General features: G+C 72.6%; 25 protein-coding genes. 20 read left to right on the top strand and 5 right to left on the bottom strand.

The annotated features are described in order from the left end of the window. Positions 1-120 precede the first annotated feature (120 nt). The 5 genes from ACFQ79_RS06255 to ACFQ79_RS06235 all read left to right on the top strand — a co-directional run bounded on the left by ACFQ79_RS06255 (position 121) and on the right by ACFQ79_RS06235 (position 4,234). A complete protein-coding gene (locus tag ACFQ79_RS06255) occupies positions 121-807 on the top strand; it encodes an ABC transporter permease (RefSeq protein ID WP_383579677.1) in 687 nt (228 codons plus the stop codon). A gap of 1 nt (position 808) precedes the next feature. Beyond that, positions 809-1,510 carry an ABC transporter permease gene (locus ACFQ79_RS06250; protein ID WP_383579676.1) on the top strand — a complete coding sequence of 234 codons (702 nt, stop codon included), beginning with the start codon at positions 809-811 and terminating at the stop codon, positions 1,508-1,510. 6 nt (positions 1,511-1,516) lie between these two features. After that, a complete protein-coding gene (locus ACFQ79_RS06245) occupies positions 1,517-2,524 on the top strand; it encodes an ABC transporter substrate-binding protein (RefSeq protein WP_383579675.1) in 1,008 nt (335 codons plus the stop codon). 130 nt (positions 2,525-2,654) lie between these two features. Next, the gene (locus tag ACFQ79_RS06240) at positions 2,655-3,749 is read left to right on the top strand and encodes a hypothetical protein (RefSeq protein ID WP_383579673.1); all 1,095 of its coding nucleotides are present in this window, start codon (positions 2,655-2,657) and stop codon (positions 3,747-3,749) included. After that, a complete protein-coding gene (locus ACFQ79_RS06235; RefSeq protein ID WP_383579672.1) occupies positions 3,746-4,234 on the top strand; it encodes a GNAT family N-acetyltransferase in 489 nt (162 codons plus the stop codon). The genes ACFQ79_RS06240 and ACFQ79_RS06235 overlap by 4 nt, the downstream gene beginning before the upstream one ends. A gap of 92 nt (positions 4,235-4,326) precedes the next feature. On the opposite strand, the gene ACFQ79_RS06230 is transcribed toward ACFQ79_RS06235, so the two are convergent. Next, the gene (locus tag ACFQ79_RS06230) at positions 4,327-5,469 is read right to left on the bottom strand and encodes an NADH-quinone oxidoreductase subunit D (protein WP_383579670.1); all 1,143 of its coding nucleotides are present in this window, start codon (positions 5,467-5,469) and stop codon (positions 4,327-4,329) included. A 4-nt stretch (positions 5,470-5,473) separates the two neighbouring features. Continuing rightward, the gene (locus ACFQ79_RS06225; RefSeq protein WP_383579668.1) at positions 5,474-6,589 is read right to left on the bottom strand and encodes an SAM-dependent methyltransferase; all 1,116 of its coding nucleotides are present in this window, start codon (positions 6,587-6,589) and stop codon (positions 5,474-5,476) included. A 96-nt stretch (positions 6,590-6,685) separates the two neighbouring features. Here ACFQ79_RS06225 and ACFQ79_RS06220 point away from each other — a divergent pair, with 96 nt between their 5' ends. From ACFQ79_RS06220 to ACFQ79_RS06210, 3 genes are read left to right on the top strand one after another with little or no spacing between them, the layout of a single operon-like run. Further along, positions 6,686-7,894 (top strand): sensor histidine kinase, encoded by a 1,209-nt coding sequence (locus tag ACFQ79_RS06220; protein ID WP_383579667.1) that lies wholly within the window; start codon positions 6,686-6,688, stop codon positions 7,892-7,894. A 17-nt stretch (positions 7,895-7,911) separates the two neighbouring features. Continuing rightward, entirely contained in the window at positions 7,912-8,589 is a 678-nt protein-coding gene (locus tag ACFQ79_RS06215; RefSeq protein WP_383579665.1) for a response regulator, read from the top strand. Positions 8,590-8,606: 17 nt separating this feature from the next. Beyond that, positions 8,607-9,218 carry an AAA family ATPase gene (locus ACFQ79_RS06210; protein WP_383579663.1) on the top strand — a complete coding sequence of 204 codons (612 nt, stop codon included), beginning with the start codon at positions 8,607-8,609 and terminating at the stop codon, positions 9,216-9,218. 36 nt (positions 9,219-9,254) lie between these two features. Here the strand turns inward: ACFQ79_RS06210 and ACFQ79_RS06205 are convergent, their stop codons facing one another. Further along, a complete protein-coding gene (locus ACFQ79_RS06205) occupies positions 9,255-10,343 on the bottom strand; it encodes a DUF5937 family protein (protein WP_383579661.1) in 1,089 nt (362 codons plus the stop codon). A gap of 147 nt (positions 10,344-10,490) precedes the next feature. Between ACFQ79_RS06205 and ACFQ79_RS06200 the strand changes: the two genes are divergently transcribed. Continuing rightward, on the top strand, positions 10,491-10,697 hold the full coding sequence (locus ACFQ79_RS06200; RefSeq protein WP_383579660.1) for a hypothetical protein: 207 nt from the start codon (positions 10,491-10,493) through the stop codon (positions 10,695-10,697). 161 nt (positions 10,698-10,858) lie between these two features. On the opposite strand, the gene ACFQ79_RS06195 is transcribed toward ACFQ79_RS06200, so the two are convergent. Then, positions 10,859-12,016, bottom strand: a complete 1,158-nt coding sequence (locus ACFQ79_RS06195) for a threonine aldolase family protein (protein WP_383579658.1) — start codon at positions 12,014-12,016, stop codon at positions 10,859-10,861. A 125-nt stretch (positions 12,017-12,141) separates the two neighbouring features. Between ACFQ79_RS06195 and ACFQ79_RS06190 the strand changes: the two genes are divergently transcribed. The 10 genes from ACFQ79_RS06190 (at position 12,142) to ACFQ79_RS06145 (ending at position 20,553) form a co-directional block, all read left to right on the top strand. Continuing rightward, entirely contained in the window at positions 12,142-13,107 is a 966-nt protein-coding gene (locus ACFQ79_RS06190; RefSeq protein ID WP_383579657.1) for a Rossmann-like and DUF2520 domain-containing protein, read from the top strand. Then, a complete protein-coding gene (gene panC, locus ACFQ79_RS06185; RefSeq protein ID WP_383579655.1) occupies positions 13,104-14,186 on the top strand; it encodes a pantoate--beta-alanine ligase in 1,083 nt (360 codons plus the stop codon). The genes ACFQ79_RS06190 and panC overlap by 4 nt, the downstream gene beginning before the upstream one ends. Beyond that, positions 14,183-15,877, top strand: a complete 1,695-nt coding sequence (locus tag ACFQ79_RS06180; protein ID WP_383579654.1) for an L-aspartate oxidase — start codon at positions 14,183-14,185, stop codon at positions 15,875-15,877. The genes panC and ACFQ79_RS06180 overlap by 4 nt, the downstream gene beginning before the upstream one ends. Then, positions 15,878-16,900: a carboxylating nicotinate-nucleotide diphosphorylase gene (gene nadC / locus ACFQ79_RS06175; RefSeq protein ID WP_383579653.1), complete on the top strand. Its 1,023-nt coding sequence runs from the start codon at positions 15,878-15,880 to the stop codon at positions 16,898-16,900. Then, positions 16,900-17,706, top strand: coding sequence for a type III pantothenate kinase (locus tag ACFQ79_RS06170; RefSeq protein ID WP_187621655.1), 807 nt, complete (start codon positions 16,900-16,902; stop codon positions 17,704-17,706). The genes nadC and ACFQ79_RS06170 overlap by 1 nt, the downstream gene beginning before the upstream one ends. A gap of 330 nt (positions 17,707-18,036) precedes the next feature. Continuing rightward, positions 18,037-18,618, top strand: coding sequence for a hypothetical protein (locus tag ACFQ79_RS06165; protein WP_383579842.1), 582 nt, complete (start codon positions 18,037-18,039; stop codon positions 18,616-18,618). 14 nt (positions 18,619-18,632) lie between these two features. Then, positions 18,633-18,815, top strand: a complete 183-nt coding sequence (locus tag ACFQ79_RS06160; protein ID WP_383579651.1) for a hypothetical protein — start codon at positions 18,633-18,635, stop codon at positions 18,813-18,815. 190 nt (positions 18,816-19,005) lie between these two features. Next, on the top strand, positions 19,006-19,455 hold the full coding sequence (locus ACFQ79_RS06155) for a BlaI/MecI/CopY family transcriptional regulator (protein ID WP_383579650.1): 450 nt from the start codon (positions 19,006-19,008) through the stop codon (positions 19,453-19,455). Positions 19,456-19,484: 29 nt separating this feature from the next. Next, the gene (locus tag ACFQ79_RS06150) at positions 19,485-20,030 is read left to right on the top strand and encodes an amino-acid N-acetyltransferase (RefSeq protein ID WP_383579648.1); all 546 of its coding nucleotides are present in this window, start codon (positions 19,485-19,487) and stop codon (positions 20,028-20,030) included. Positions 20,031-20,217: 187 nt separating this feature from the next. Then, entirely contained in the window at positions 20,218-20,553 is a 336-nt protein-coding gene (locus tag ACFQ79_RS06145) for an Lsr2 family protein (protein WP_030324199.1), read from the top strand. Here the strand turns inward: ACFQ79_RS06145 and ACFQ79_RS06140 are convergent. Next, positions 20,532-21,122 carry an SCO3374 family protein gene (locus ACFQ79_RS06140; RefSeq protein ID WP_383579647.1) on the bottom strand — a complete coding sequence of 197 codons (591 nt, stop codon included), beginning with the start codon at positions 21,120-21,122 and terminating at the stop codon, positions 20,532-20,534. The genes ACFQ79_RS06145 and ACFQ79_RS06140 overlap by 22 nt on opposite strands. 494 nt (positions 21,123-21,616) lie before the next feature. Here ACFQ79_RS06140 and ACFQ79_RS06135 point away from each other — a divergent pair, with 494 nt between their 5' ends. Continuing rightward, positions 21,617-24,139: an ATP-dependent Clp protease ATP-binding subunit gene (locus tag ACFQ79_RS06135; RefSeq protein ID WP_030324202.1), complete on the top strand. Its 2,523-nt coding sequence runs from the start codon at positions 21,617-21,619 to the stop codon at positions 24,137-24,139. Positions 24,140-24,189 lie beyond the last annotated feature (50 nt).

Below are 24,189 nucleotides of genomic sequence, written 5' to 3'. Positions count from 1 at the left end.
TGCCGGGGGTGTGTGAAGGGCGTGTTGCCGCATTGTGGCGGGTCTCGGGGATTGTCGGTGACGGGGGTTAGGGTCGTCAGACATGCGTTCGGAAGATCGACGACCCGGGGGGAGGGACGGATGAGCGCACCGAATTGTCTGGTCGCGAACGACTGGATCTGCGGTGAGTATCTGCGCACCCGCTCCCAGGAGTTGACCGACGCCACGCTCCAGCATGTGGGAATCACGGTCGTGTCCGTGCTGATCGCGCTCGCCGTCGCGGTGCCGCTCGCACTGCTCGTCCGGGCCAGGCCCCGCTTCGCGGGCCCGGTCCTCGGACTGACCACCCTGCTCTACACGGTGCCGTCGCTCGCCATGTTCTCCCTGCTGCTGCCCCTGTTCGGGCTCTCGTCAGCGCTCGTGGTCACCGGTCTCGTGCTGTACGCGCTGACGATCCTCGTGCGGAACACGCTGGCGGGCCTCGCCGCCGTGCCCGCCGAGACGCGGGAGGCCGCCCGGGGCATGGGGTACGGCTCGCTGCGCCTCCTGTGGCAGGTCGAACTGCCGCTGGCGCTCCCGGTGCTGATGGCGGGGATACGGATGGCGACGGTCTCCACGATCGCGCTGACGACGGTCGGTTCGGTCGTCGGGCGCGGCGGCCTCGGCAATCTCATCGAGGACGCGCTGCCCACCTTCTTCAAGGCGCAGATGCTCGCCGCCTCCGTGCTGTGCGTGCTGCTCGCGGTCGTCGCCGATCTGCTGCTTCTGGGCCTCCAACGGCTGCTGACGCCGTGGACCCGGATACGGACCGCGCCGGGAGGTGGGTGAGATGGGCGTAGTGACGGATGCCTGGGGCTGGCTCACCACCGGCGCGCACTGGACGGGCGAGGAGGGCATCGGACAGCGGCTCGCCGAGCACGTGTACGTGAGCGGGGCGGCGCTGCTGATCGCCGCGGCGCTCGCGCTGCCGCTGGGCCTCTGGCTCGGCCACCTCGGCAAGGGCGGGGCGCTCGCGGTGAACGTGTCGAACGTGGGGCGGGCGATTCCCGTCTTCGCGGTCCTCGCCCTCTTCATGGTGTCCCCCCTGCGGAACGCCGGATACGTGCCGACCGTCGTGGCCCTCGTGCTGTTCGCGATACCCCCGCTCCTCACCAACGCGTACGTGGGGATGCGGGAGGTGGACCCGGCCGCGGTACGGGCCGCCCGGGGCATGGGGATGACCGGCGCGCAGCTGTTCCGGCAGGTCGAACTGCCGCTGGCCCGGCCGGTGGTGATGACCGGGGTGCGCTCGGCTGCGGTCCAGGTGGTGGCCACGGCGACGGTCGCGGCGATGGTCGGCCAGGGCGGCCTGGGCCGGATCATCACGGCCGGCTTCGCCACGTACGACACGGCGCAGGTCGTCGCGGGCGCGGTCCTGGTGGCCCTGCTCGCCCTCCTGGTGGAGGGCGTCCTGGTGGGCGCGGACCGGCTGCTCTTTCCGCGCTTCGAGCAACGGCTCGACCAACGATTCGATCAACTGAGCAAACGCTGACTGGGGATGGGTGATCTCGTGAACAGGGTCTCGCGTATCGCGGGCGCGGTGCTGGGGACGGCGGCACTGACCGTCGCGCTGGCCGCGTGCGGCGGTGACAGCCTGGAGGAGGGCAAGAAGAAGGGCTCGGGAAGCTCCGGGGACGCCGGGAAGCCCGGGGGCGGCGAGAAGGGCTCGCTGGTCGTCGGCGCGGCGGCCTTCACCGAGGCCAAGGTGCTCGCCGAGCTGTACGCCCAGGCGCTGCGGGACGCCGGATACTCCGTATCCATCACCACGGTGAAGAATCGCGAGCTGTACGAGCCGTCGCTGGAGAAGGGCGAGATCGACGTCGTCCCGGAATACGCGGCGACCATCGCGGAATTCCTCAACGCGAAGGTGAACGGGCCGAAGGCGCCCGAGGACAAGCCGGTCGCGTCCGGTGACGCGGCGGCCACGGTCGAGGCGCTGCGCAAGCTCGCCGAACCGCGCGGCCTGAAGGTGCTCGCGGTCGGTGAGGCGGTCGATCAGAACGCGTTCGCGGTGACGAAGGAATTCGCCGCGAAGAACAAGCTGAAGACGCTTTCCGATCTCGGCGGTTCGAAGCTGAAGGTGAAGATCGCCGCCGGTGACGAATGCGCGGTGCGGCCGTTCTGCGCGCCCGGCCTGAAGAAGACGTACGGGATCGACGTGACCGGGATCGACCCCAAGGGCGTCGGTACCCCGCAGGCCAAGCAGGCGGTGAAGGACGGGGTGGACCAGCTCGTCCTGACGACGACCACGGACGCCACCGTCGACAGTTACGGCCTGGTCTTCCTCGAGGACGACAAGAAGCTGCAGAACGCCGACAACGTGCTGCCCGTGGTGAACGCCAAGGACGCCGGTTCCCCCGAGATAGCCGCCGCTCTGGACAAGATCACCAAGGTGCTGACCACAGCGGATCTCGCCGAACTCAACCGCAAGGTCGACGCCGAGCGGGCGAAGCCGGAGGACGTCGCCAAGGAGTATCTGGAGACGAAGGGGCTGCTCAACAAGTAGGCGTCGGGTGAGGGGCGTCGGCCCGAAACGGAACCGGAACGGTGGATATCCACTTCTGGTGACGAGAAGTGGCCAAGAGATTGCCGGGCCGACACCCCACACGGCGCCTACGCACGGTAAATTTCAGGCCATGCCACGTGGACGCCACCGCCATTCCCCGCCTCTGCACAAGCTGCTGCCGCCCTCCGCGGTCGCCGGCGCCGCGGTCGTGTGTGCCGCGGCCGCCTGGCTGCCCGGTGACCTGATCGTCGTACGGCTGCTCGCGGCCGCCGCGGCGGCGGCCGCCGTCACCGGTGCCGTCCTCATGCGCCAGTGGGACCGGAGCGCCGGGCTGCGGGTCGCCGAGCTCGACCGGGCCCGCACCGCCGACCAGTGGAAGGCCGAGGAGCGGGTCGCCGAGCTGGAGTCCGACCTCGAAGAGGCCCGCGCGCTCCGCTCCCGGCTCGACGCGAAGCTCCGCGCCAAGCGGGTGGAGCTGGCCGGGCTCCGTGGCGAGCACGCCGATCTGCTCCGCCGCTACGCCACGGCCGAGACCGAGCGGGCCAGCGCGCTGGAAGGCGCCCGTGTCCTGGCGCTGGAGTCGGCGAATGGCACGGCCGGCGACGTCAAGGCACTGCCCGCCGGGGGCTCCACGCCCACGCCCGAGGCCTACCGCCGCGCCGCCCAGGCGCTGCGCGACCTCCCGCGCAACGCCGCGGCCCAGCAGGCCCGCCGCACCACCGAGGCCGCCCGTGCGCGCGACCTCGCCGAGCGGGCCCGTGAGACGGAGGAGCCGCAGGGGAAGCACGCGGCGGCCGCCGGAGCCGAGCACAGCCGACCGGCCGCCCGCACCCTCGCGCTCCCGCCCGCGTCCACGAAGGTCCCCGCGGTGCCGACGGCGTCCGCGATCGTTCCGTACGCGGCCCGCAGGCCCGTCCCGCGGCCCGAGGGCGGCTTCGACTTCTTCGGTACGCAGAAGGCGGCGGCCGCGATCGAGGCGGTGCAGCACACGGACCTCGCCGACGTCGTGGGCGAAGAGGTCCTCGAGGAGGCCCTGGCGGCGCAGACGGCGCTCGGCGCGCCGCTGCTCACCCCGATCAGCCCCACGGGGACGCCGGGGAACCCGCTGGCGCCGGCGCGGACGAAGGCGCAGGTGCAGGCGGTGGGCCAGGTCATCGACCTCACGGCGCACGACGAGACCGAGCAGCTCGACGTGGCCGAACTGCGCGGAGCGGTGAACTCGTGACGTACCGCCTCACCGACCTCCCGGCCGGTGAGGCCGCCGGGCACCGTGACGAACTGCTCGCCCTGAGCGCCCAGGCCTTCTGCGGTGCTCCCTGGCACGAGCCGCCGCTCGGCGCCGTGCGCACGGTGGACCGGCTGCTCGACTCGGCCGCGCGGCGGGACGACTTCACCGCGGTGGTCGCGGTCGACGCCGACGGCGCCCTGCTCGGGTTCGCGGCCGGCTGGACCGACACCGTCCTGACCGGCGGCGGGACCGCCTTCGAACTCGCCGAGCTCGTCGTCGCCCCCGGTCACCAGGGACGTGGCATCGGCCGCGGTCTCCACGACGCCCTGCTCGCCGCCGGGACGCCCGGCCCGGCCCTCCTCATGACCCTCGACGTACCGGAACTGACGGACCGGTACGCGCGCTGGGGCTGGGCGGTCGTCGACCGGCGCCGCCCGGGCAAGGAGGAGCGGGAGTACGTCGTGATGCGCCGGGAGCGCTGACCCCGGCCGGGCCCCGGTGCCTGACCCCGGCCTGGCCCCGGTGCCTGACCCCGGCCGGGCCCCGGTACCTGGCCCCTGGGGCCGGGCCCTCGCTACTTGTCGATGTCGCCGACGACGAAGAACAGTGAGCCCAGGATCGCCACCATGTCCGCGACCAGCGTCCCCGGCAGCAGTTCCACCAGCGCCTGGATGTTGTTGAACGACGCCGAGCGCAGCTTCAGCCGGTACGGGGTCTTCTCACCCTTGGACACCAGGTAGTAGCCGTTCACACCGAGCGGATTCTCGGTCCACGCGTACGTGTGGCCCTCCGGCGCCTTGAGCACCTTCGGCAGCCGCTGGTTGATCGGCCCCGGCGGCAGGTCCGCCATCCGGTCCAGGCACGCGTCCGCGAGGTCCAGGGAGTTGTGCGTCTGCTCCAGCAGGCACTCGAACCGGGCCAGGCAGTCGCCCTCCTCGCGCAGCGCGACCCGCAGGGTGTCCTGGAGCTCCCCGTAGGCCAGGTACGGCTCGTCGCGGCGCAGGTCGAAGTCGACGCCCGAGGCGCGGGCGATGGGCCCCGACACCCCGTACGAGTGGACCGCCGCCGGGGACAGCACGCCGACCCCCCGCGTACGGCCCCGGAAGATCTCGTTGCCGAGGACGAGCCCGTCGTACACGTCCATCCGCGAGCGGACGTCGGCGACGGCCTGGCGGGCCCGGCCCAGCCAGCCGGCGGGCAGGTCCTCCTTGAGGCCGCCGACCCGGTTGAACATGTAGTGCATCCGGCCGCCGGAGACCTCCTCCATCACGGCCTGGAGCTCCTCCCGCTCCCGGAAGGCGTGGAAGACGGGGGTGATGCCGCCCAGTTCGAGGGGGTACGAGCCGAGGAACATCAGATGGTTGAGGACCCGGTTCAGCTCGGCGAGGAGCGTACGGGTCCACACCGCGCGCTCCGGTACCTCCATGCCCAGCATCCGCTCGACGGCCATGACCACGCCGAGCTCGTTCGAGAAGGCGGAAAGCCAGTCGTGACGGTTGGCCAGCATGATGATCTGCCGGTAGTCCCGCGCCTCGAAGAGCTTCTCGGCACCGCGGTGCATATAGCCGATCACCGGCTCGGCCTCCCGCACGACCTCGCCGTCGAGCACGAGCCGGAGCCGGAGCACACCGTGGGTCGAGGGATGCTGCGGCCCGATGTTCAGCACCATGTCGGTGCTCTCCGCCGCGCCGCCGATGCCGACCGTCGTCTCCGTCATGCGGTCAGTATCCCCCCTGCCCCAGGGGCCTCGTAGCCCCGCCCGTGACCCGCCGGGTCAGCCAGAGGAAGTCGCCGAGACCGCCGTGGGCGGTGAGCTCGGCGGCCTCCCCGGCGGAGGAGAGGGCACGGACGTACGCGACCGGATCGGTCGAGGCCAGCGAGAGCGGCGGCCGCCCGCCGGAGACCCCGAGCCGCCCCAGCGCCTCCCGCTGCGTGACCAGCTCGGCCCCGCACGGCCCGTCGCCGCCGCTGTCGCCGCCGTCGCCGCCACGGCGGCCGGTACCGCCGTCGCCGACCGCCGCCGCGCACGCGTCCAGTGCCACATGTGCCGTCAGGTCGCAGCTGCCGTCCGGCACCGGCGGGACCTCGCGGCCCGCGCGGAAACCGGTCAGCGAGCCGAAGGGCGGTCGGGCGTCCCGTACGTGCGCGTAGTCCACGGCCACCGCGCGGCCCGCCGACAGCGAGGCCACCGCCGACGCCCAGGCCTCGTCGCGCGGCCGGCCGATCTCGGCCCGCGCGCCCGGCTCCCGCAGCGGCCACCAGCGGGCCAGCCACTCCGCGTCCGCGCCGGAGACGGGCTCGCCGAGCCGTTCCGCACCGTCCGCGCGGACCTCCACGTACCGGGCCGTGCCCTCCGCGTCCGCCTCGGCGACGTCCACCGGCACGTTGTCGAGCCACTCGTTCGCGAAGACCAGCCCCCGCACGCCCCGGGGCAGCCGGTCGGTCCACTCGATCCGGGGATCGAGCCCGGCGGGCCGGCCGGCGCGCTCGACGGCGTACGCCCTGACCGTCAGGCCGGCCCGCCCGACGGAGCTCGTGACACCGCCCGTGCGCCCGCCCGGGGCGCCGTCACCGCTCCCGATCGCGGTGAGCACCCCCGTGAGCAGTTCCCCCCGCCCCGCGCCCACGTCGACCAGATCGACCTCGGACGTTCCCAGCTCCTCCGCGACCTCGGCGAGCAGCCGTGCCACCGCCGCCGCGAACAGCGGGGAGGCGTGCACCGAGGTGCGGAAGTGCCCCGCCGGTCCCTCGGGCCGCAGGTAGAAGCCCCCCGGGCCGTACAGCGCCCGTTCCGTGGCCTTCCGCCACCCCTGCCACTGACACGTCTCATCCGTCACGCGCCCCAGTCTCCACCTCGGGGAGTACGGGCCCCGCGCCAAGGATCGACCCCACGGTTGATCCCTGCACCATCTCCCTTCCCTACTCTGGGTGACGTGCAGCGCCTTTACGACTTCATCCGCAGACACCCGACGGGCGTCGACACCTTCTGGGCGGTCGTCCTCCTGGGGTTCTCCATGCTGTGGGTGGTGTCGGCGGGCACCGGCTCGGTGGAGGGCCACCCCGTCGGGTACGCCCTCGTGGGTGTGCTCTTCTCCCTGGTCGTGGCCCTGAGGCGACGCGCCCCGGAGAAGATGCTGGTCCTCGCGGTCGGCCTCGGGCTGGTACAGCTCGCCTTCGGCCTGACGCCGTTCATGGCCGACTTCGCCATGCTCGTGATCATCTACACCGTCGCCGCGCACGACGGACCCCGCTGGGCGTCCCGCCTCGCGCTGGCCGGCGGACTCTCCGCCGCGACGCTCTCGCAGCTGAGATGGCCGGTGGAGGGTCCGCAGTCCGGCGCGGCCCAGGTCTTCTTCACGATCATCATGACCGTGCCGTTCGCGCTCGCCTGGGTCCTCGGCGACTCGCTCCGCACCCGCCGCGCCTACTTCGCGCAGCTGGAGGAGCGGGCCTCCCGCCTGGAGCAGGAGCGCGAGGCCCAGGCCAAGGTCGCGGTCGCCGCCGAGCGGGCCCGGATCGCCCGCGAACTGCACGACGTCGTCGCGCACAACGTGTCGGTGATGGTGGTGCAGGCCGACGGCGCCGCGTACGTCATGGACTCCTCCCCGGAGACCGCCAAGCAGGCCCTGGACACCATCTCCACCACCGGCCGGCAGGCACTCGCCGAGATGCGCAGGCTGCTCGGCATCCTGCGGACCGGTGAGCACCAGGAGGCCGGGGAGTACGTGCCGCAGCCCGACGTGAAGCAGATCGAGGACCTGGTCGAGCAGGTGCGGGGGGCCGGACTGACCGTGGACTTCGCGATCGAGGGGAGCCCGCGTCCACTGCCCAGCGGCGTCGAGCTCACCGCGTACCGGATCGTGCAGGAGGCCCTCACCAACTCGCGCAAGCACGGCGGTCCTGACGTCGGGGCCAGCGTCCGGCTGGTGTACTTCGACGACGGCCTCGGACTGCTCGTCGAGGACGACGGCCGGGGAGCGCCGCAGGAGATGTACGAGGACGGGGGTGCCGACGGCCGGGGCCACGGTCTGATCGGCATGCGGGAGCGGGTCGGCATGGTCGGCGGCACGCTGGACGCGGGCCCGCGTCCCGGTGGAGGCTTCCGGATCAGCGCCCTGCTCCCTCTCAAGCCCGCCCACTGACGACCCGAAGGAATCTGATGTCCATCCGCGTGATGCTTGTCGACGACCAGGTGCTGCTGCGCACCGGCTTCCGTATGGTGCTGGCCGCCCAGCCGGACATGGAGGTCGTGGCGGAGGCGGGCGACGGGGTCGAGGCGCTGGAGGTGCTGCGCTCGACGGCGGTCGACGTCGTGCTGATGGATGTCCGCATGCCCAAGCTCGACGGGGTGGAGACGACCCGGCGGATCTGCTCCCAGCCGGACGCGCCGAAGGTGCTGATCCTCACCACCTTCGACCTCGACGAGTACGCGTTCTCGGGGCTGAAGGCGGGTGCGAGCGGCTTCATGCTGAAGGACGTGCCGCCGGCGGAGCTGCTCGGCGCGATCCGCTCGGTGCACAGCGGTGACGCGGTGGTGGCGCCCTCGACGACCCGGCGGCTCCTCGACCGTTTCTCGCCGATGCTGCCGTCGTCGGGCAGGGAGCCTGAGCGCAAGGAGCTGGGCCGGCTCACCGACCGGGAGCGCGAGGTGATGATGCTGGTCGCGCAGGGCCTGTCGAACGGTGAGATCGCGGCCAGGCTCGTCCTCTCCGAGGCGACCGTGAAGACCCACGTGGGCCGCATCCTGACCAAGCTGGGCCTGCGCGACCGGGTCCAGGTCGTCGTGCTCGCGTACGAGACGGGCCTGGTCCGGGCGGGCGGCGGCGCGGCGAGCTGAGCGGAGGGGGCGCCTCGATGCTGCTGTGGATCAACGGTCCCTTCGGCGGCGGCAAGACCCAGACCGCGTACGAGCTCCGGCGTCGGCTGCCGGGCAGCGTGGTGTGCGACCCGGAGCACATCGGCTTCGGGCTGCACCGGACGCTGCCGCCCGCGCTCCGAGGCGACTTCCAGGACCTGAGGGCCTGGCGGCAGGGCGTGCACGAGGTGCTGGACCTGGCGCTGCGGGAGTACGGCCATGGGCCCGTGATCGTGCCGATGACGCTCACCGACCCGGCGTACTTCGCCGAGATCGTCGGCTGGCTGCGCGCGGACCACGGCACGGACCGGGTGTGCCACGTCGCGCTGCTCGCCGGGCGGGAGACGGTTCTGGGGCGGCTGGCGGAGCGGGGCCTCGGGCGGGGACTGAAGCGGGAGAGCTTCGCCGTGGCCAAGCTGGACGAGTGCCTGGAGCGCTTGGCGGCCCCCGAGTTCGCCCACCATCTCCGCACGGACCCGCTGACGGTCCCGGAGGTGGCCGACCGGGTCGCGGAGCTGGCGGGGCTGCGCCCCGAGCCGAACACGGACGGGCCGTTGCGGCACCGGCTGCGGCGGATCCGGGTGGGCCTCTCCCACCTCCGCTTCGACTGAGTCCGGCAGAGCCGCCGAGGCCCGGCCGGGCCTCGGCTACCGGAGCACGCTCTCCAGGAAGTCGCTGCCGAGGCGGGCGACGACGGCGACGTCCAGCTGGTGCAGGACGTAACGGCCGCGCCGCTGGGTGGTGATCAGACCGGCCTTCTTCATGACCGCGAGATGGCGGGAGACCTCGGGGGCGCTGATGCCGTACGCGTCGGCCAGCTCGCTCGTGGAGTACGAGCCCCGGGCGAGGCTGCGGCTCAGCCGCATCCGCATCGGGTGGGCGACCGCCTCCAGACGCAGCTTGACCGTGTCGACGGGGGCGCCGCCGCCGAGGTCGCGGGCGGGGACCGGGTACTGGATCACCGGCTGCCAGCCGGGCGCGTGCAGCGCGAAGAGGTGCGGCCATCCGAAGGCGGTCGGCAGGAACGTCACGCCCGAGCCCTCGGCACTGGTGCGGCCCTGGACCAGCTTGTCGACGACGATCCGGGAGCCCGCCTCGTCCTCCTCGAGGACCATCGCGGACGACGCGTCGGCGACGGCCTCGGCCAGGCCCTTGTGACGCATCAGCTCCGTCTTGTGGCGGGCGTCGGCGGCGAGCTGGACCCGGACGCGGCGCCAGGTGTCGGCGAAGAAGGCCTCGTCGCAGTCCTCCATGAGCCGCCGGATCCACGCGCGCGTACCGGGCGGGTCGGCGAGCATCCGCTCCACGAACGCGGCCTGGCGCGGTCCGCGCGCGGCGGCCAGTTCGAGCGCGCGGCGCCGCATCCGCTCGTCGACGAGCGGCGAGGGGGCGCCGTGCGAGTAGCGGCTGGCGCAGGAGATCTCCAGGGCCGATCCCACGTACTTCTCGTCGTCCATGCGGTCGAGGTCGTCCAGCTCCTCGGCGAGTGTCTCCCGGGGCCGGGCGGGCAGCAGGATGTCGGAGCGGGTGGACCGCCACATGAAGTCGGCCTCGTGCAGCCGGTCCGCGAGCTCGGGCTTGAGCGCGGCGGCGGTCGTGGTGGTCCAGGCGTGGAGCCTGGCGTGGTGCGCGGGCTCGGCGAGGGCGTGCAGGGCGGCGCCCAGCTCCGCCAGGGGCGAGGGGCAGAAGGCGATCCGCTCGTGCGGCAGTCCGGTGATGTCGATCGTCACGCTCACCCCTCCATGGTGCGGGGTGGGCCGGGGGAGGTGTCGCGACGTTTGACGAGGGCCGTCAATCGACGCGCCGGCGGGCCCGGGACCGCCGTTTGACGGGAGCCGTCAAACGGCGAGCCAGGCGGCTGGGGCCGGGCGCACGGTGAGGACATGAACGCGCTGCATCAGTACCTCTTCGACACGTACCGCGCCGCCCGACTCGGTGAGCCGATGCCGCCGGCGCCCGGCACCCACGACGTCGCCGTCCTGCGGTCCGTCCGCGACCGGCGCCGCTTCGAGCGGGTCCTGGCGGGCCGGCCGGCGCGAGGCGGTCTGCGTGCCGCCCTGCGCCGCCGACTGCACCCGGGCGCTTCCTGAACACCCCGGGTTCCGGCGCCTCCGACCGCCCGAGGCACCCCGGCACCTCCTGACCGCCCTGGGACCCGGTGCCTCTCCTGCCCGCCCCGGACCCCGGCGCCTCTCCTGCCTTCCCCGGGACCCGGCGCCTCCGGACCGGGGGCGCACGAGAGCGGGTGCCGCTACCCCAGCCGGGACAGGAACTCCCGTACCGCCGCCTTCACGTCCTCCGCCGTCCACTCCAGGCCCGGTCCCGCCACCGTCAGCTCCGTCACGGCGACCCCGGGCGGGCCGCCCGCGCCCGGGGTGAACCAGCGGCGGAAGAGGAGCGTGCCGGTGGCCTCGGTCTGGGCGAGGGACGCCGCCGTCAGCCGCTCGGCGTCGTACGGCAGCCAGACCTGGAACTGGTGGGTGTGCGGGGTCTCCGGGTGGACCCGGAACCACCCGGTGTCCGCCTCCGTGAGTGCCTCCCGGACCGCGTCGGCCACCACGCTCGCGTGGGCCACGTACGAGGGCAGCCGGGGCAGCTCCTCGTCCAGGCCCCGGAGCGCGGAGAGGGCCGCCGGGTACTGCTGGAAGACCTGGCCCCCGTACCGGTGCCGCCACACCCTCGCCTCGGCCATGACGTCCTCGGGTCCGGCGAGCACGGCGCCTGAATGCCCGCCGAGCGACTTGTAGAACGAGAGGTAGACGCTGTCGGCGAGCCCCGCGATCTCCGCGAGCGGACGGCCGAAATGCGTCGTGCACTCCCAGAGCCTCGCCCCGTCGAAGTGGACCACGGCGTCGCGCTCGCGGGCCGCCTCCACCACCGCGATCAGCTCCTCCCAGGACGGCAGCACGAAGCCCGCGTCCCGCAGCGGCAGCTCCAGCATCAGCGTCCCGAAGGGCTCCGGATGGTCCCGTACCTCCTCGGCCGTCGGCAGCCGGGGCGCGTCGGTCGGGTGGACGGTACGGAGCCCGGAGACGGCCCCGAGCGCCCCGCTCTCGTGGACCTCGGGGTGGGCGAGCGGGTGGAGGGCGACGACGGGGCTGCCGGTCCGCCCTGCCCAGCAGCGCAGGGCCACCTGCTGCGCCATCGTGCCGGTGGGGAAGAAGACGGCGGCGGGCAGGCCGAGCTCCTCGGCGACGCGCCGTTCCAGCTCCTCGACGAGCCCGTCCCCGTAGATGTCGAGCGGCCCCTCGCCGTGGCCCGAGGACTCGGTCCAGTCGGCGAGTTCACGCAGCCGCGCGCCCACCGTGCCGTCCACCTGGGTGCGCCACAGGGTCCGGTCGGCGCCGCCCCAGACCTTCGCCCGGTAGAGCCGGGCCGCTTCCTCGTCCACAGGGTCCACAGGATTCATGCACCGATCATCACACCACCGCCCACACCCTGTGGACAGCCACGGAGCACCACGAAACGCTGGCGTAGCATGACCAGAAATCGTCCGGTACCCGCCGAGGACTGGAACGGAAGGCCGTCCCCACCGTGAACGCATCAGCAGCGCCAGAGCCCCGAGCCGAGGACCGACCCGCCCGGCTCACCGTCGGAGTCGTCGGCGCCGGCCGCGTGGGCCCCGCCCTCGCCGCCGCCCTCCGGCTCGCCGGACACCGGCCCGTCGCCGTCTCGGCGGTCTCCGACGCCTCCCGGCGCCGCGCCGCGGAGTTCCTGCCCGACGTCCCCGTCGTGGAGCCCGCGCGCGTCCTCGCCCTCGCCGACCTGGTCCTGCTGACCGTGCCGGACGACGCGCTGCCCGGTCTGGTCGAGGGGCTCGCCGACACCGGGGCCGTACGCCCGGGACAGCTGATCGTGCACACCTCCGGGCGGTACGGGGCCCGGGTCCTGGACCCCGTCCGGCGCGCGGGCGCCCTGCCGCTCGCCCTGCACCCCGCGATGACCTTCACCGGCACCCCCGTCGACGTCCAGCGCCTGGCCGGCTGCTCCTTCGGGGTCACCGCGCCGGAGGAGCTGCGGCTGGCGGCCGAGGCCCTGGTGATCGAGATGGGCGGCGAGCCCGAGTGGATCGCCGAGGACGCCCGCCCGCTCTACCACGCGGCCCTTGCGCTCGGCGCGAACCATCTGGTCACCCTGGTGGCCCAGTCGATGGAGCTGCTGCACAAGGCCGGGGTCGCCGCCCCGGACCGGATGCTGGGCCCGCTCCTCGGCGCCGCCCTGGACAACGCGCTGCGGTCCGGTGACGCGGCCCTCACCGGCCCCGTCGCGCGCGGGGACGCCGGCACGGTCGCCGCCCACGTCGCCGAGCTGCGCAAGCACGCGCCCGGCACGGTCGCCGGCTATCTGGCGATGGCCCGCACGACCGCCGACCGCGCGCTCGCGCACGGCCTGCTCAAGCCCGAGCTGGCCGAGGACCTGCTGGGCGTGCTCGCCGACCCCTCGGCGGGCACCACCGGAGCCGCCGGAGCGGCCGACGGGCCGCAAGGAGACGACCGATGAGCCTGTTCGCCCGTGACCGCGCCGCGAGCGGCCGGCCCGTCCGCCACCGGCCGGCCGAACTCCTGCGCACGGTCGAGGACCTCCACGACGCCGCGGCCCGCTTCGGCGCCCCCGGCGGGAACGCCGTGGTCATGACCATGGGCGCCCTCCACGAAGGCCACGCCTCCCTCGTCAGGGCCGCCCGCGAGCGCGTCGGCGACCAGGGCTTCGTCGTCGTCACCGTCTTCGTCAACCCGCTCCAGTTCGGCGCCGGCGAGGACCTCGACCGCTACCCCCGCACCCTCGACGCCGACCTGGAGGTCGCCTTCGACGCGGGCGCGAGCGCCGTCTTCGCGCCCTCCGTCGACGAGGTCTACCCGGGCGGAGAGCCCCAGGTCAGGATCACCGCGGGCCCCATGGGCGAGCTCCTCGAAGGCGCCTCCCGGCCCGGCCACTTCGACGGAATGCTGACCGTCGTCGCCAAGCTGCTCCACCTCACCGCCCCCGACCTGGCCTTCTTCGGGCAGAAGGACGCCCAGCAGCTGGCCCTGATCCGCCGCATGGCCCGCGACCTGAACTTCCCGGTCGAGATCGTCGGCGTGCCGACGGTCCGCGAGACGGACGGCCTCGCCCTCTCCAGCCGCAACCGCTACCTGTCGGCCGACGAGCGCCGCACGGCCCTCGCGCTGTCCGGCGCGCTGTTCGCCGCCCGTGACCGGCTCGTGGCCCAGGAGGCGCTGTGCGCGCGGGCCGCGGTCCTGCCCGGCACCCAGGACCGGGCCGAGGCCCTCTCCAGACTCGGCGAGGCGCGGGCCGCCGCCGACGCCCACGCGGTCGCGCAGGCCGCCGAGGGCTGCGGCGCCGAGGCCGTGCGGGCCGCGGCGCGCACGGTGCTCGACGACGCGTCGAGGACCGAGCCGCCGCTCGTCCTCGACTACCTGGCCCTCGTCGACCCGGCCGACTTCACCGAGGTCGCCGACGACCACGACGGGGAGGCGATCCTCGCCGTGGCCGCGCGCGTGGGCGCCACGCGGCTGATCGACAACATCCCCCTCCTTCTCGGAGCCACCATGTCCACCATGTTCGGAGCCACCCAGTGACCGGAATACGGCTGCACGCCCCCGCCCCCGGCTGGGACATCGACGCCGACGTCGTCGTGGTCGGCTCCGGCGTCGCCGGCCTCACCGCCGCCCTGCGCTGCACCGCCGCCGGGCTCCGTACGGTCGTCGTCACCAAGGCACGGCTCGACGACGGGTCCACGCGCTGGGCCCAGGGCGGCATCGCCGCCGCGCTCGGCGAGGGCGACACCCCCGAGCAGCACCTCGACGACACCCTGGTCGCCGGCGCCGGGCTCTGCGACGAGCGCGCCGTCCACGTCCTCGTCACCGAGGGCCCCGACGCCGTCCGCCGGCTGATCGCGACCGGCGCCGACTTCGACAAGACCGCCGACGGCGAGATCGCGCTGACCCGCGAGGGCGGCCACCACCGCCGCCGCATCGCGCACGCGGGCGGGGACGCGACCGGCGCCGAGATCTCCCGCGCGCTGGTCGAGGCGATACGGGACCGGGGCGTGCGCACCATCGAGCACGCCCTCGTCCTGGACCTTCTGACGGACGCCGAGGGCCGCACGGCGGGCGTGACCCTGCACGTGATGGGCGAGGGCCAGCACGACGGCGTCGGCGCCGTCCACGCGCCCGCGGTGGTCCTCGCCACCGGCGGCATGGGCCAGGTCTTCTCCGCCACCACCAACCCGGCGGTCTCCACCGGTGACGGCGTCGCGCTCGCGCTGCGCGCCGGGGCCGAGGTCTCCGACCTGGAGTTCGTCCAGTTCCACCCGACGGTGCTCTTCCTCGGCGCCGGCTCCGAGGGCCAGCAGCCGCTGGTCTCCGAGGCGGTACGGGGCGAGGGCGCCCACCTGGTCGACGCCGACGGGGTCCGCTTCATGCTCGGGCAGCACGAGCTGGCCGAGCTGGCGCCCCGGGACATCGTCGCCAAGGCGATCACGCGCCGCATGCAGGAGCACGGCACCGAGAACATGTACCTCGACGCCCGCCACTTCGGCGCCGAGATGTGGGAGGAGCGCTTCCCCACGATCCTCGCGGCCTGCCGCTCGCACGGCATCGACCCGGTCACGGAGCCCGTCCCGGTCGCCCCGGCCGCCCACTACGCCTCCGGCGGCGTCCGCACCGACCTCCGGGGCCGGACGACCGTCCCGGGCCTGTACGCGTGCGGCGAGGTGGCCTGCACGGGCGTCCACGGCGCCAACCGGCTCGCCTCGAACTCGCTCCTCGAAGGCCTGGTCTTCGCCGAGCGGATCGCCGACGACATCATCGCCGCCGCCCCGCGCGTGGCCGGCGCCCCGGTGCCGCACGCGACCCCGGTGACCCTGCCGCTGCCCGTGGCCGGCGCCCGGACCCGTATCCAGCGGATCATGACGGCGGGCGCCGGCGTGCTGCGCTCCGAGGCCAGCCTGCGGGAGGCCGCCGAGGCCCTCGACGCGCTCCACAGCGACGCCGTCGCGGGCGGCACCGACGACACCAAGGCGGGCGAGCCGGGCGTGGACTCCTGGGAGACCACCAACCTGCTCTGCGTCTCCCGGGTCCTGGTCGCCGCCGCCCGCCGCCGCGAGGAGACCCGCGGCTGCCACTGGCGCGAGGACCACCCGGACCGCGACGACACGGACTGGCGCCGGCACCTCGTCGTACGTCTCACCCCGGAGCGGACCCTCGACGTCCGGACGACCGGCACGCATGACTTTCCCCCCACCTCCGAAGCCCCCAGGGAGCCGTAAGTGACCACGCCCGAGGAAGCCCGTCCGAAGCCCGTGGACGTCCCTCTCATCCAGATCAACTCGGTCGCCTCCGACGAGGAGGCCGGTGGCTGCGGCGACGGCTGTGGCTGCGGCGGCGGCGAGGAGTTCGAGTGCGGGCTCGACCCCGCGCTCGCCGAGCTCCTCGCGGACGCCGGCCTCGACCCCGTACAGGTCGAGGACATCGCCCACCTGGCGATCGCGGAGGACCTCGACGGCGGCGTCGACGTGACGACCGTGGCGACCGTCCCCGAGGACGCCGTCGCCACCGCCGACTTCACCTCCCGCGAGGCCGGCGTGGTGGCCGGTCTGCGCGTGGCCGAGGCCGTGCTCTCGATCGTCTGCGACGACGAGTTCGAGGTCGAGCGGCACGTCGAGGACGGCGAGCGCGTCGAGGCCGGGCAGGTGCTCCTCAGCGTCACCGCCCGCACCCGCGACCTGCTCACCGGCGAGCGCAGCGCGCTCAACATCCTGTGCCGCCTCTCCGGCATCGCCACCGCCACGCGCGCGTGGGCGGACGCCCTGGAGGGCACGAAGGCCAAGGTCCGCGACACCCGCAAGACGACTCCGGGGCTGCGCGCCCTGGAGAAGTACGCGGTCCGCTGCGGCGGCGGCGTCAACCACCGCATGTCGCTCTCCGACGCGGCCCTGGTGAAGGACAACCACGTGGTGGCGGCCGGCGGCGTGGCCGAGGCATTCAAGGCCGTGCGCGAGCTGTTCCCCGAGCTGCCCATCGAGGTCGAGGTCGACACGATGCACCAGGTCCGCGAGGTCCTGGACGCGGGCGCCGACCTGATCCTGCTCGACAACTTCACCCCGGGCGAGACCGAGGAGGCCGTCGCCCTCGTCGCGGGCCGCGCCGTCCTGGAGTCCTCGGGCCGGCTGACCCTGGAGAACGCCGCCGCGTACGCCGCGACCGGCGTGGACTACCTGGCGGTCGGCGGTCTCACCCACTCCTCCCCGATCCTCGACATCGGCCTCGACCTGCGCGAGGTGCGCGCCTGATGCTGCTCACCATCGACGTCGGCAACACGCACACGGTCCTCGGTCTCTTCGACGGTGACGAGATCGTCGAGCACTGGCGGATCTCCACCGATCCGAGCCGCACCGCCGACGAGATGGCGGTCCTGCTCCAGGGCCTCATGGGCATGCACCCGCTGCTCGGCGTCGAGCTGAGCGACGGCATCGAGGGGATCGCCATCTGCGCGACGGTCCCCTCGGTGCTGCACGAGCTGCGCGAGGTCACGCGGCGGTACTACGGGGACGTTCCTGCGGTCCTGGTGGAGCCCGGCGTCAAGACGGGCGTCCCGGTCCTCACGGACAACCCCAAGGAGGTCGGCGCGGACCGCGTGATCAACGCGGTCGCCGCCGTCGAGCTCTACGGCGGCCCGGCGATCGTCGTCGACTTCGGTACGGCGACGACGTACGACGCGATCACCGCGCGCGGGGAGTACGCCGGCGGGGCGATCGCGCCGGGCATCGAGATCTCGGTCGAGGCGCTCGGGGTCAAGGGGGCCATGCTCCGCAAGATCGAGCTGGCCCGGCCGCGCAGCGTCATCGGCAAGAACACGGTCGAGGCGATGCAGTCCGGCATCGTCTACGGGTACGCGGGCCAGGTCGACGGCGTCGTCGCCCGCATGAAGCGGGAGCTGGTCGGCCCCGGCGGCGACCCGTCGGACGTGACGGTGATCGCGACCGGCGGCCTGGCGCCGATGGTCCTCGCCGACTCCAAGGAGATCGACGAGCACGAGCCCTGGCTGACCCTGATCGGCCTGCGCCTGGTGTACGAGCGAAACGTCTCCCGCATGTGACCACCGGGGCCGGCCCGGCCACCCCGGCCTCCGGCTCCGTCGGTCCCGGTCTCCGGCCTTCGCCCCGGCCTGCCGCCCCCCCGGCCCCGGCCTGCTCTCCGGCCCCGCCCCACGGGCCCCGGCCCCGGCCTGCTCCCCGGCCCTGCCGGACCCAGCCTGCGGGGCCTGCTCTCCGGCCCCGGCCCCGCGGCCCCGCGGACCCCCGGCCCCCGTTCCCGCCCCCTGTGCCCCCCCCGCGCCACCGGCGCGCCGGGATGATCGCTAAGAGAAAATTGTCCGATTAGCGCGTATCGTCGGCCCATGCCCACGCCATACGGATCCCGCGGCGGCATGGCGTTCAGCGCGGACGAGCTGCGTGTGCTCCGCCGTGCCCTCGCCGTCGCCCTCCACCCCGCCCCCCTCCAGGACGAGGACGTCCAGGACGCGCTGCTCCTGGCCGAATCCGTGGACGAGGCCGTACGTGAGGCCGGCCGAATGCGCGCCTTCCTCCTCGACGACCTGGCCCGCTACCGCGAGGCGCTGCCCGGGTCGCTCAGCGGCTACCTGGAGCTCCTCCAGGACTCCCTCGCCGCCGGATGCGACCCCGCGGCCGACGACCTCGCCGCCCTGCGCGCGCTGCGCCGCAATCCCGCGGCCGCCGAGCTGCTCGCCCGCTGCCAGATCCTCGCCGAGCGTTCGGTACGCGCGCGCCTGGCCCGGGTCTCCCAGGCCACCGCCACCCCCCTCGTCGCCACCGCCTCGGCCCCCAGGGCCCGGCTGCTGGCCCTCCCCGGCGGGCGTGCGGCGGCCGACGAGCCCAAGCCGACGCCGCCGGCCCCGGCCGAGCGCCCGGTGCCCAAGCCGTCCGAGGTCTTCCCGCCACGCCGGAGGCCCGTACCCCCGCCCCCGCCGGAGGAGCGGGCCGCCGGATAGCTAGTCTGGTCGCCATGGACTACGTATCCGCGCTCGTGCCGCCCGTCGTGATGGCCGTCTTCTTCTTCGCCGTGGTCGCCATCATCATCAAGAGCCAGGGCGGGCCGAACAAGGCCAAGGAGGACGCGATCGTGGACGCCGCGATCGCCCGCGCCGAGGCCGTGCGTCAGCCGGCGGACAACGGCGCCAGGGACTGAGGTCCGAGACGGGCCACGCACCACGGGCCACGCACCACGGCCCACGGACCACGGCCCACGCGCCACCGCGGACCGCCGTGAGCGATCGCGGTACCCGGGACGTACGACCCTTCGAGGTCGTACGTCCTTTTTGTTGCGTTTCCTTCCCTCAATGGCCCGTTATCGACTCTTTGCGCACTAAAGTGGCGCTGTGCCCCGTCCTTTGGGAGAGCTCGAAGACGCCGTCATGACGCGCGTCTGGCAATGGAACCGTCCGGTGACCGTCCGGGAAGTTCTCGAGGACCTTCAGCAGGAACGGTCCATCGCCTACACCACCGTCATGACCGTCATGGACAATCTCCATCAGAAGGGCTGGGTCCGCAGAGAAGTCGAAGGCCGCGCCTATCGATATACGGCGGTCTCCACCCGCGCCGCATACGCGGCCGCGCTGATGAACGAGGGATGGGCCCAGAGCGACAACCCGGCCGCCGCCCTCGTCGCCTTCTTCGGGATGATGTCGCAGGACCAGCGCGAGGCCCTGAACGACGCCATCCGTATCGTCCAGCGCGACAACCCGCTTCCCGCCCCCGCCCCCGCCGCGCCCGAAGAGGGAACCGAGGGGGCCGGAGGAACCGGGGGAACCGGGGCCCAGGAGCGATAACCGCGGCCCGGGGGCGATAGCGTCCCCCCATGTCGCCGTCCGCTTCCCAGGCCGCCTCCGCGCCCTCCGCCAAAGCCGTCACCGTACGCAGGGCGCGTACCGGAGATGTCGCCGCGGTCCGCCGTCTCGTCGATCCCTTCGTCCAGCGCGGGATCCTGCTCGACAAGGCGACCGTCACCCTTTACGAGTCCATCCAGGAGTTCTGGGTGGCGGAACGCGACGAGGACGCCACCGTCGTCGGCTGCGGAGCCCTCCATGTGATGTGGGAAGACCTCGCGGAAGTCCGTACTCTCGCCGTCGATCCCGACTTCAAGGGCGCCGGCGTAGGGCATCAGGTGCTGGACAAGTTGTTGCACACGGCCCGATGGCTCGGGGTGCGGCGGGTATTCTGCCTGACCTTCGAAGTCGACTTCTTCGCGAAGCACGGCTTCGTCGAGATCGGCGAGACCCCGGTCGACGGAGATGTCTACAGCGAGCTCCTCCGTTCCTATGACGAGGGAGTCGCCGAGTTCCTCGGTCTCGAACGAGTGAAGCCGAACACCTTGGGCAACAGCCGGATGCTTCTGCACCTGTGACACGGAACGCCGGGGAACCCCGTGGAACGCCGGACGGAACCCCGTGGGGAACCCCTGCGGAACCCTATGTCCGAATCGCGCACGTTTCCCGCGTTGCCGAGGTTCTGAACCTCTGCCAGGGGTTTGTGTTTTTCCGGGAAAAGCGGTTTCCTTTCCGCGTACTGCATTTTCGATGAAAGGAAATCCGGTGGCACAGAAGGTTCAGGTCCTTCTTGTCGACGACCTCGACGGCGTCGAGGCGGACGAGACCGTGACGTTCGCGCTGGACGGCAAGACCTACGAGATCGACCTCACCACCGCCAACGCGGAAAAGCTCCGTGGCCTGCTCGAGCCGTACACCACGAGTGGCCGTCGTACCGGTGGCCGTACCACCGGTGGACGCGGCAAGGGCCGCGCCGTGGCGACGGGCAGCCAGGACACCGCGAAGATCCGCGCGTGGGCCAAGGAGAACGGCATGAACGTGAACGACCGTGGTCGCGTTCCCGCCGACATCAAGGCTGCCTACGAGGACGCGAACCGCTGAGGCGACAGCTGCTGAGCCACCGGCCCCCGGGCACGGGCACTCAGCAGCCGCACCCGGTGGCACTCCGCGGCGGCGGCGGCCACGAGACGCACCAGGCACGGGGCGGTCCCATCGCCCCACGGCGCGGACCGCAGCGCCGGCAGCGAGGACTCGACCTCGCGGCCCGGTGCCGGGGGCCGCAGCCACACGGCGGCGCCCGGCGCGCCGGATCCGCCCCGCCCCGGGGGAAGGGGCGCGGTCATCCGGCCGTCGGTGCCCAGCGCGGCGAGATCCAGCGAGATCCCGCCCCATTCGAGCCAGTCGAGCAGTCCCGGCAGTTCCTCCGCGCTCCCCGCGGCCACGAGCAGCCGCATGCGGCGCCCCAGCAGAGCCACCGGACCCGTCGCGGGGCCCATCCTGCGCAGTACGCCGTGGCCGGCCGCCGCGGGCAGCTCCAGGGCGTCGAAGCGCAGTCCCGTGACCAGCTGCACCGGCGGTCCCGCCACCGTCGCCCAGCCGAGCTCGTGCTCGTACCACCGTGCGAGACCGTCGTCGATCGGCGTACGGGGAAGCGGGACGGTGAAGGGCATGTCCGGGGAACTCCCGGAAGGGCGTGTTGGTTACGCCCGACGGGGTGCGACGGCCGCCCGACTCCCCGTTCCCGGTGACGCACCGTCCCCCTCCGAACGCGCAAGGTGTCCGTGATGGGGCGTACGAGTGCATTCGGCAGCGCAAGGGTGTTCGCTGGTAGCGGAGGGAACCGGGGTGCGCCGCATGGAGTGTCCGTCCTTACGGGTAAGACATTCCTAGTGGAGAGGGGCGACTCGCGGGCTTCGGCGTCTCACGTTCGCCATCGGCGTACTGATGGCGCGGGTAACTACTTGGCCTGCGGGAACATCGTCTCGCACCATCGGGTTGGAGCATTTGTCGGCTGTTCGGCAGCAGGTCTCCCCGCGGAAGTGGGGGTGATCCGGACGGATGTCGGCAGTTGGAATGAGCGGTCCCCGCTTGCGGGACTAAGCTGCGGAAGGACAGGGAGGGGATCGACCCCTAACTGACTGACCGCTCTGAGGAGCGATTAACGATGTTCGAGAGGTTCACCGACCGCGCGCGGCGGGTTGTCGTCCTGGCTCAGGAAGAAGCCCGGATGCTCAACCACAACTACATCGGCACCGAGCACATCCTTCTGGGCCTTATCCACGAGGGTGAGGGTGTCGCCGCTAAGGCCCTGGAGAGCCTCGGGATTTCGCTCGAGGCGGTCCGCCAGCAGGTGGAGGAGATCATCGGGCAGGGGCAGCAGGCCCCGTCCGGGCACATCCCCTTCACCCCTCGCGCCAAGAAGGTCCTGGAGCTCTCGCTCCGTGAGGCCCTCCAGCTCGGCCACAACTACATCGGCACCGAGCACATCCTGCTCGGCCTGATCCGCGAGGGCGAGGGCGTCGCCGCCCAGGTCCTCGTGAAGCTGGGCGCCGACCTCAACCGGGTGCGGCAGCAGGTCATCCAGCTGCTCTCCGGCTACCAGGGCAAGGAAGCCGCCACGGCCGGCGGTCCTGCCGAGGGCACCCCCTCGACGTCCCTGGTCCTCGACCAGTTCGGGCGCAACCTCACCCAGGCGGCCCGCGAATCCAAGCTCGACCCGGTCATCGGGCGCGAGAAGGAGATCGAGCGGGTCATGCAGGTGCTGTCCCGCCGCACCAAGAACAACCCGGTCCTCATCGGCGAGCCCGGCGTCGGCAAGACCGCCGTCGTCGAGGGCCTGGCGCAGGCCATCGTCAAGGGCGAGGTGCCCGAGACCCTCAAGGACAAGCACCTCTACACCCTCGACCTCGGCGCGCTGGTCGCCGGCTCCCGCTACCGCGGTGACTTCGAGGAGCGCCTGAAGAAGGTCCTCAAGGAGATCCGCACCCGCGGCGACATCATCCTGTTCATCGACGAGCTCCACACCCTCGTGGGTGCGGGTGCCGCCGAGGGTGCGATCGACGCCGCCAGCATCCTCAAGCCGATGCTGGCCCGCGGTGAGCTCCAGACCATCGGTGCGACCACGCTGGACGAGTACCGGAAGTACCTGGAGAAGGACGCGGCCCTCGAGCGCCGCTTCCAGCCCATCCAGGTCGCCGAGCCGTCGCTGCCGCACACCATCGAGATCCTCAAGGGTCTGCGCGACCGGTACGAGGCCCACCACCGGGTCTCCATCACCGACGAGGCCCTCGTCCAGGCCGCGACCCTGGCCGACCGGTACATCTCGGACCGCTTCCTCCCGGACAAGGCGATCGACCTGATCGACGAGGCCGGCTCCCGGATGCGCATCCGCCGGATGACCGCGCCGCCGGACCTCCGCGAGTTCGACGAGAAGATCGCCGGCGTCCGCCGCGACAAGGAGTCCGCGATCGACTCGCAGGACTTCGAGAAGGCCGCCTCGCTCCGTGACAAGGAGAAGCAGCTCCTCGCCGCGAAGGCCAAGCGCGAGAAGGAGTGGAAGGCCGGCGACATGGACGTCGTGGCCGAGGTCGACGGCGATCTGATCGCCGAGGTCCTCGCGACTGCCACGGGCATCCCGGTCTTCAAGCTGACCGAGGAGGAGTCCAGCCGCCTGCTCCGCATGGAGGACGAGCTCCACAAGCGCGTCATCGGGCAGAAGGACGCCGTCATCGGCCTCTCGCGGGCCATCCGCCGTACGCGTGCCGGTCTGAAGGACCCGAAGCGCCCCGGTGGCTCGTTCATCTTCGCCGGCCCGTCCGGCGTCGGTAAGACCGAGCTTTCGAAGGCCCTCGCCGAATTCCTCTTCGGCGACGAGGACGCGATGATCTCCCTCGACATGTCGGAGTTCAGCGAGAAGCACACGGTTTCCCGTCTCTTCGGTTCGCCGCCCGGATACGTCGGCTACGAAGAGGGCGGCCAGCTCACCGAGAAGGTGCGCCGCAAGCCGTTCTCCGTCGTCCTCTTCGACGAGGTCGAGAAGGCCCACCCCGATATCTTCAATTCCCTTCTCCAGATCCTGGAGGACGGTCGCCTGACCGACTCCCAGGGCCGGGTCGTGGACTTCAAGAACACGGTCATCATCATGACCACCAACCTCGGGACCAGGGACATCTCGAAGGGCTTCAACCTGGGCTTCGCCGCCCAGGGCGACACGAAGTCCAACTACGAGCGGATGAAGGCGAAGGTCAGCGACGAGCTGAAGCAGCACTTCCGCCCGGAGTTCCTCAACCGTGTGGACGACATCATCGTCTTCCCGCAGCTGACGCAGGAGGACATCCTCCAGATCGTCGACCTGATGATCGGCCGCGTCGACGAGCGCCTCAAGGACCGGGACATGGGCATCGAGCTCTCCCAGTCCGCGAAGGAGCTGCTCGCCAAGAAGGGCTACGACCCCGTGATGGGCGCCCGGCCGCTGCGCCGGACGATCCAGCGCGAGATCGAGGACTCGCTCTCGGAGAAGATCCTCTTCGGCGAGCTGCGCCCCGGTCACATCGTGGTCGTGGACACGGAGGGCGAGGGCGACGAGCGCACCTTCACCTTCCGCGGCGAGGAGAAGACGGCTCTGCCGGACGCCCCGCCGATCGAGGCGACGGGCGGCACGGGCCCGAACCTGTCCAAGGACGCGTAAGGCTCAGCGCCTGAGCACAAGGGGCGGCCCCGGAACCAGCTGGTTCCGGG

The organism is Streptomyces sp. NPDC056480 (assembly GCF_042795405.1).
Classification (GTDB): Bacteria; Actinomycetota; Actinomycetes; order Streptomycetales; family Streptomycetaceae; genus Streptomyces.
Note: the sequence above shows the minus strand (reverse complement) of the source record. Positions and strands in the feature narration are given on the sequence as shown.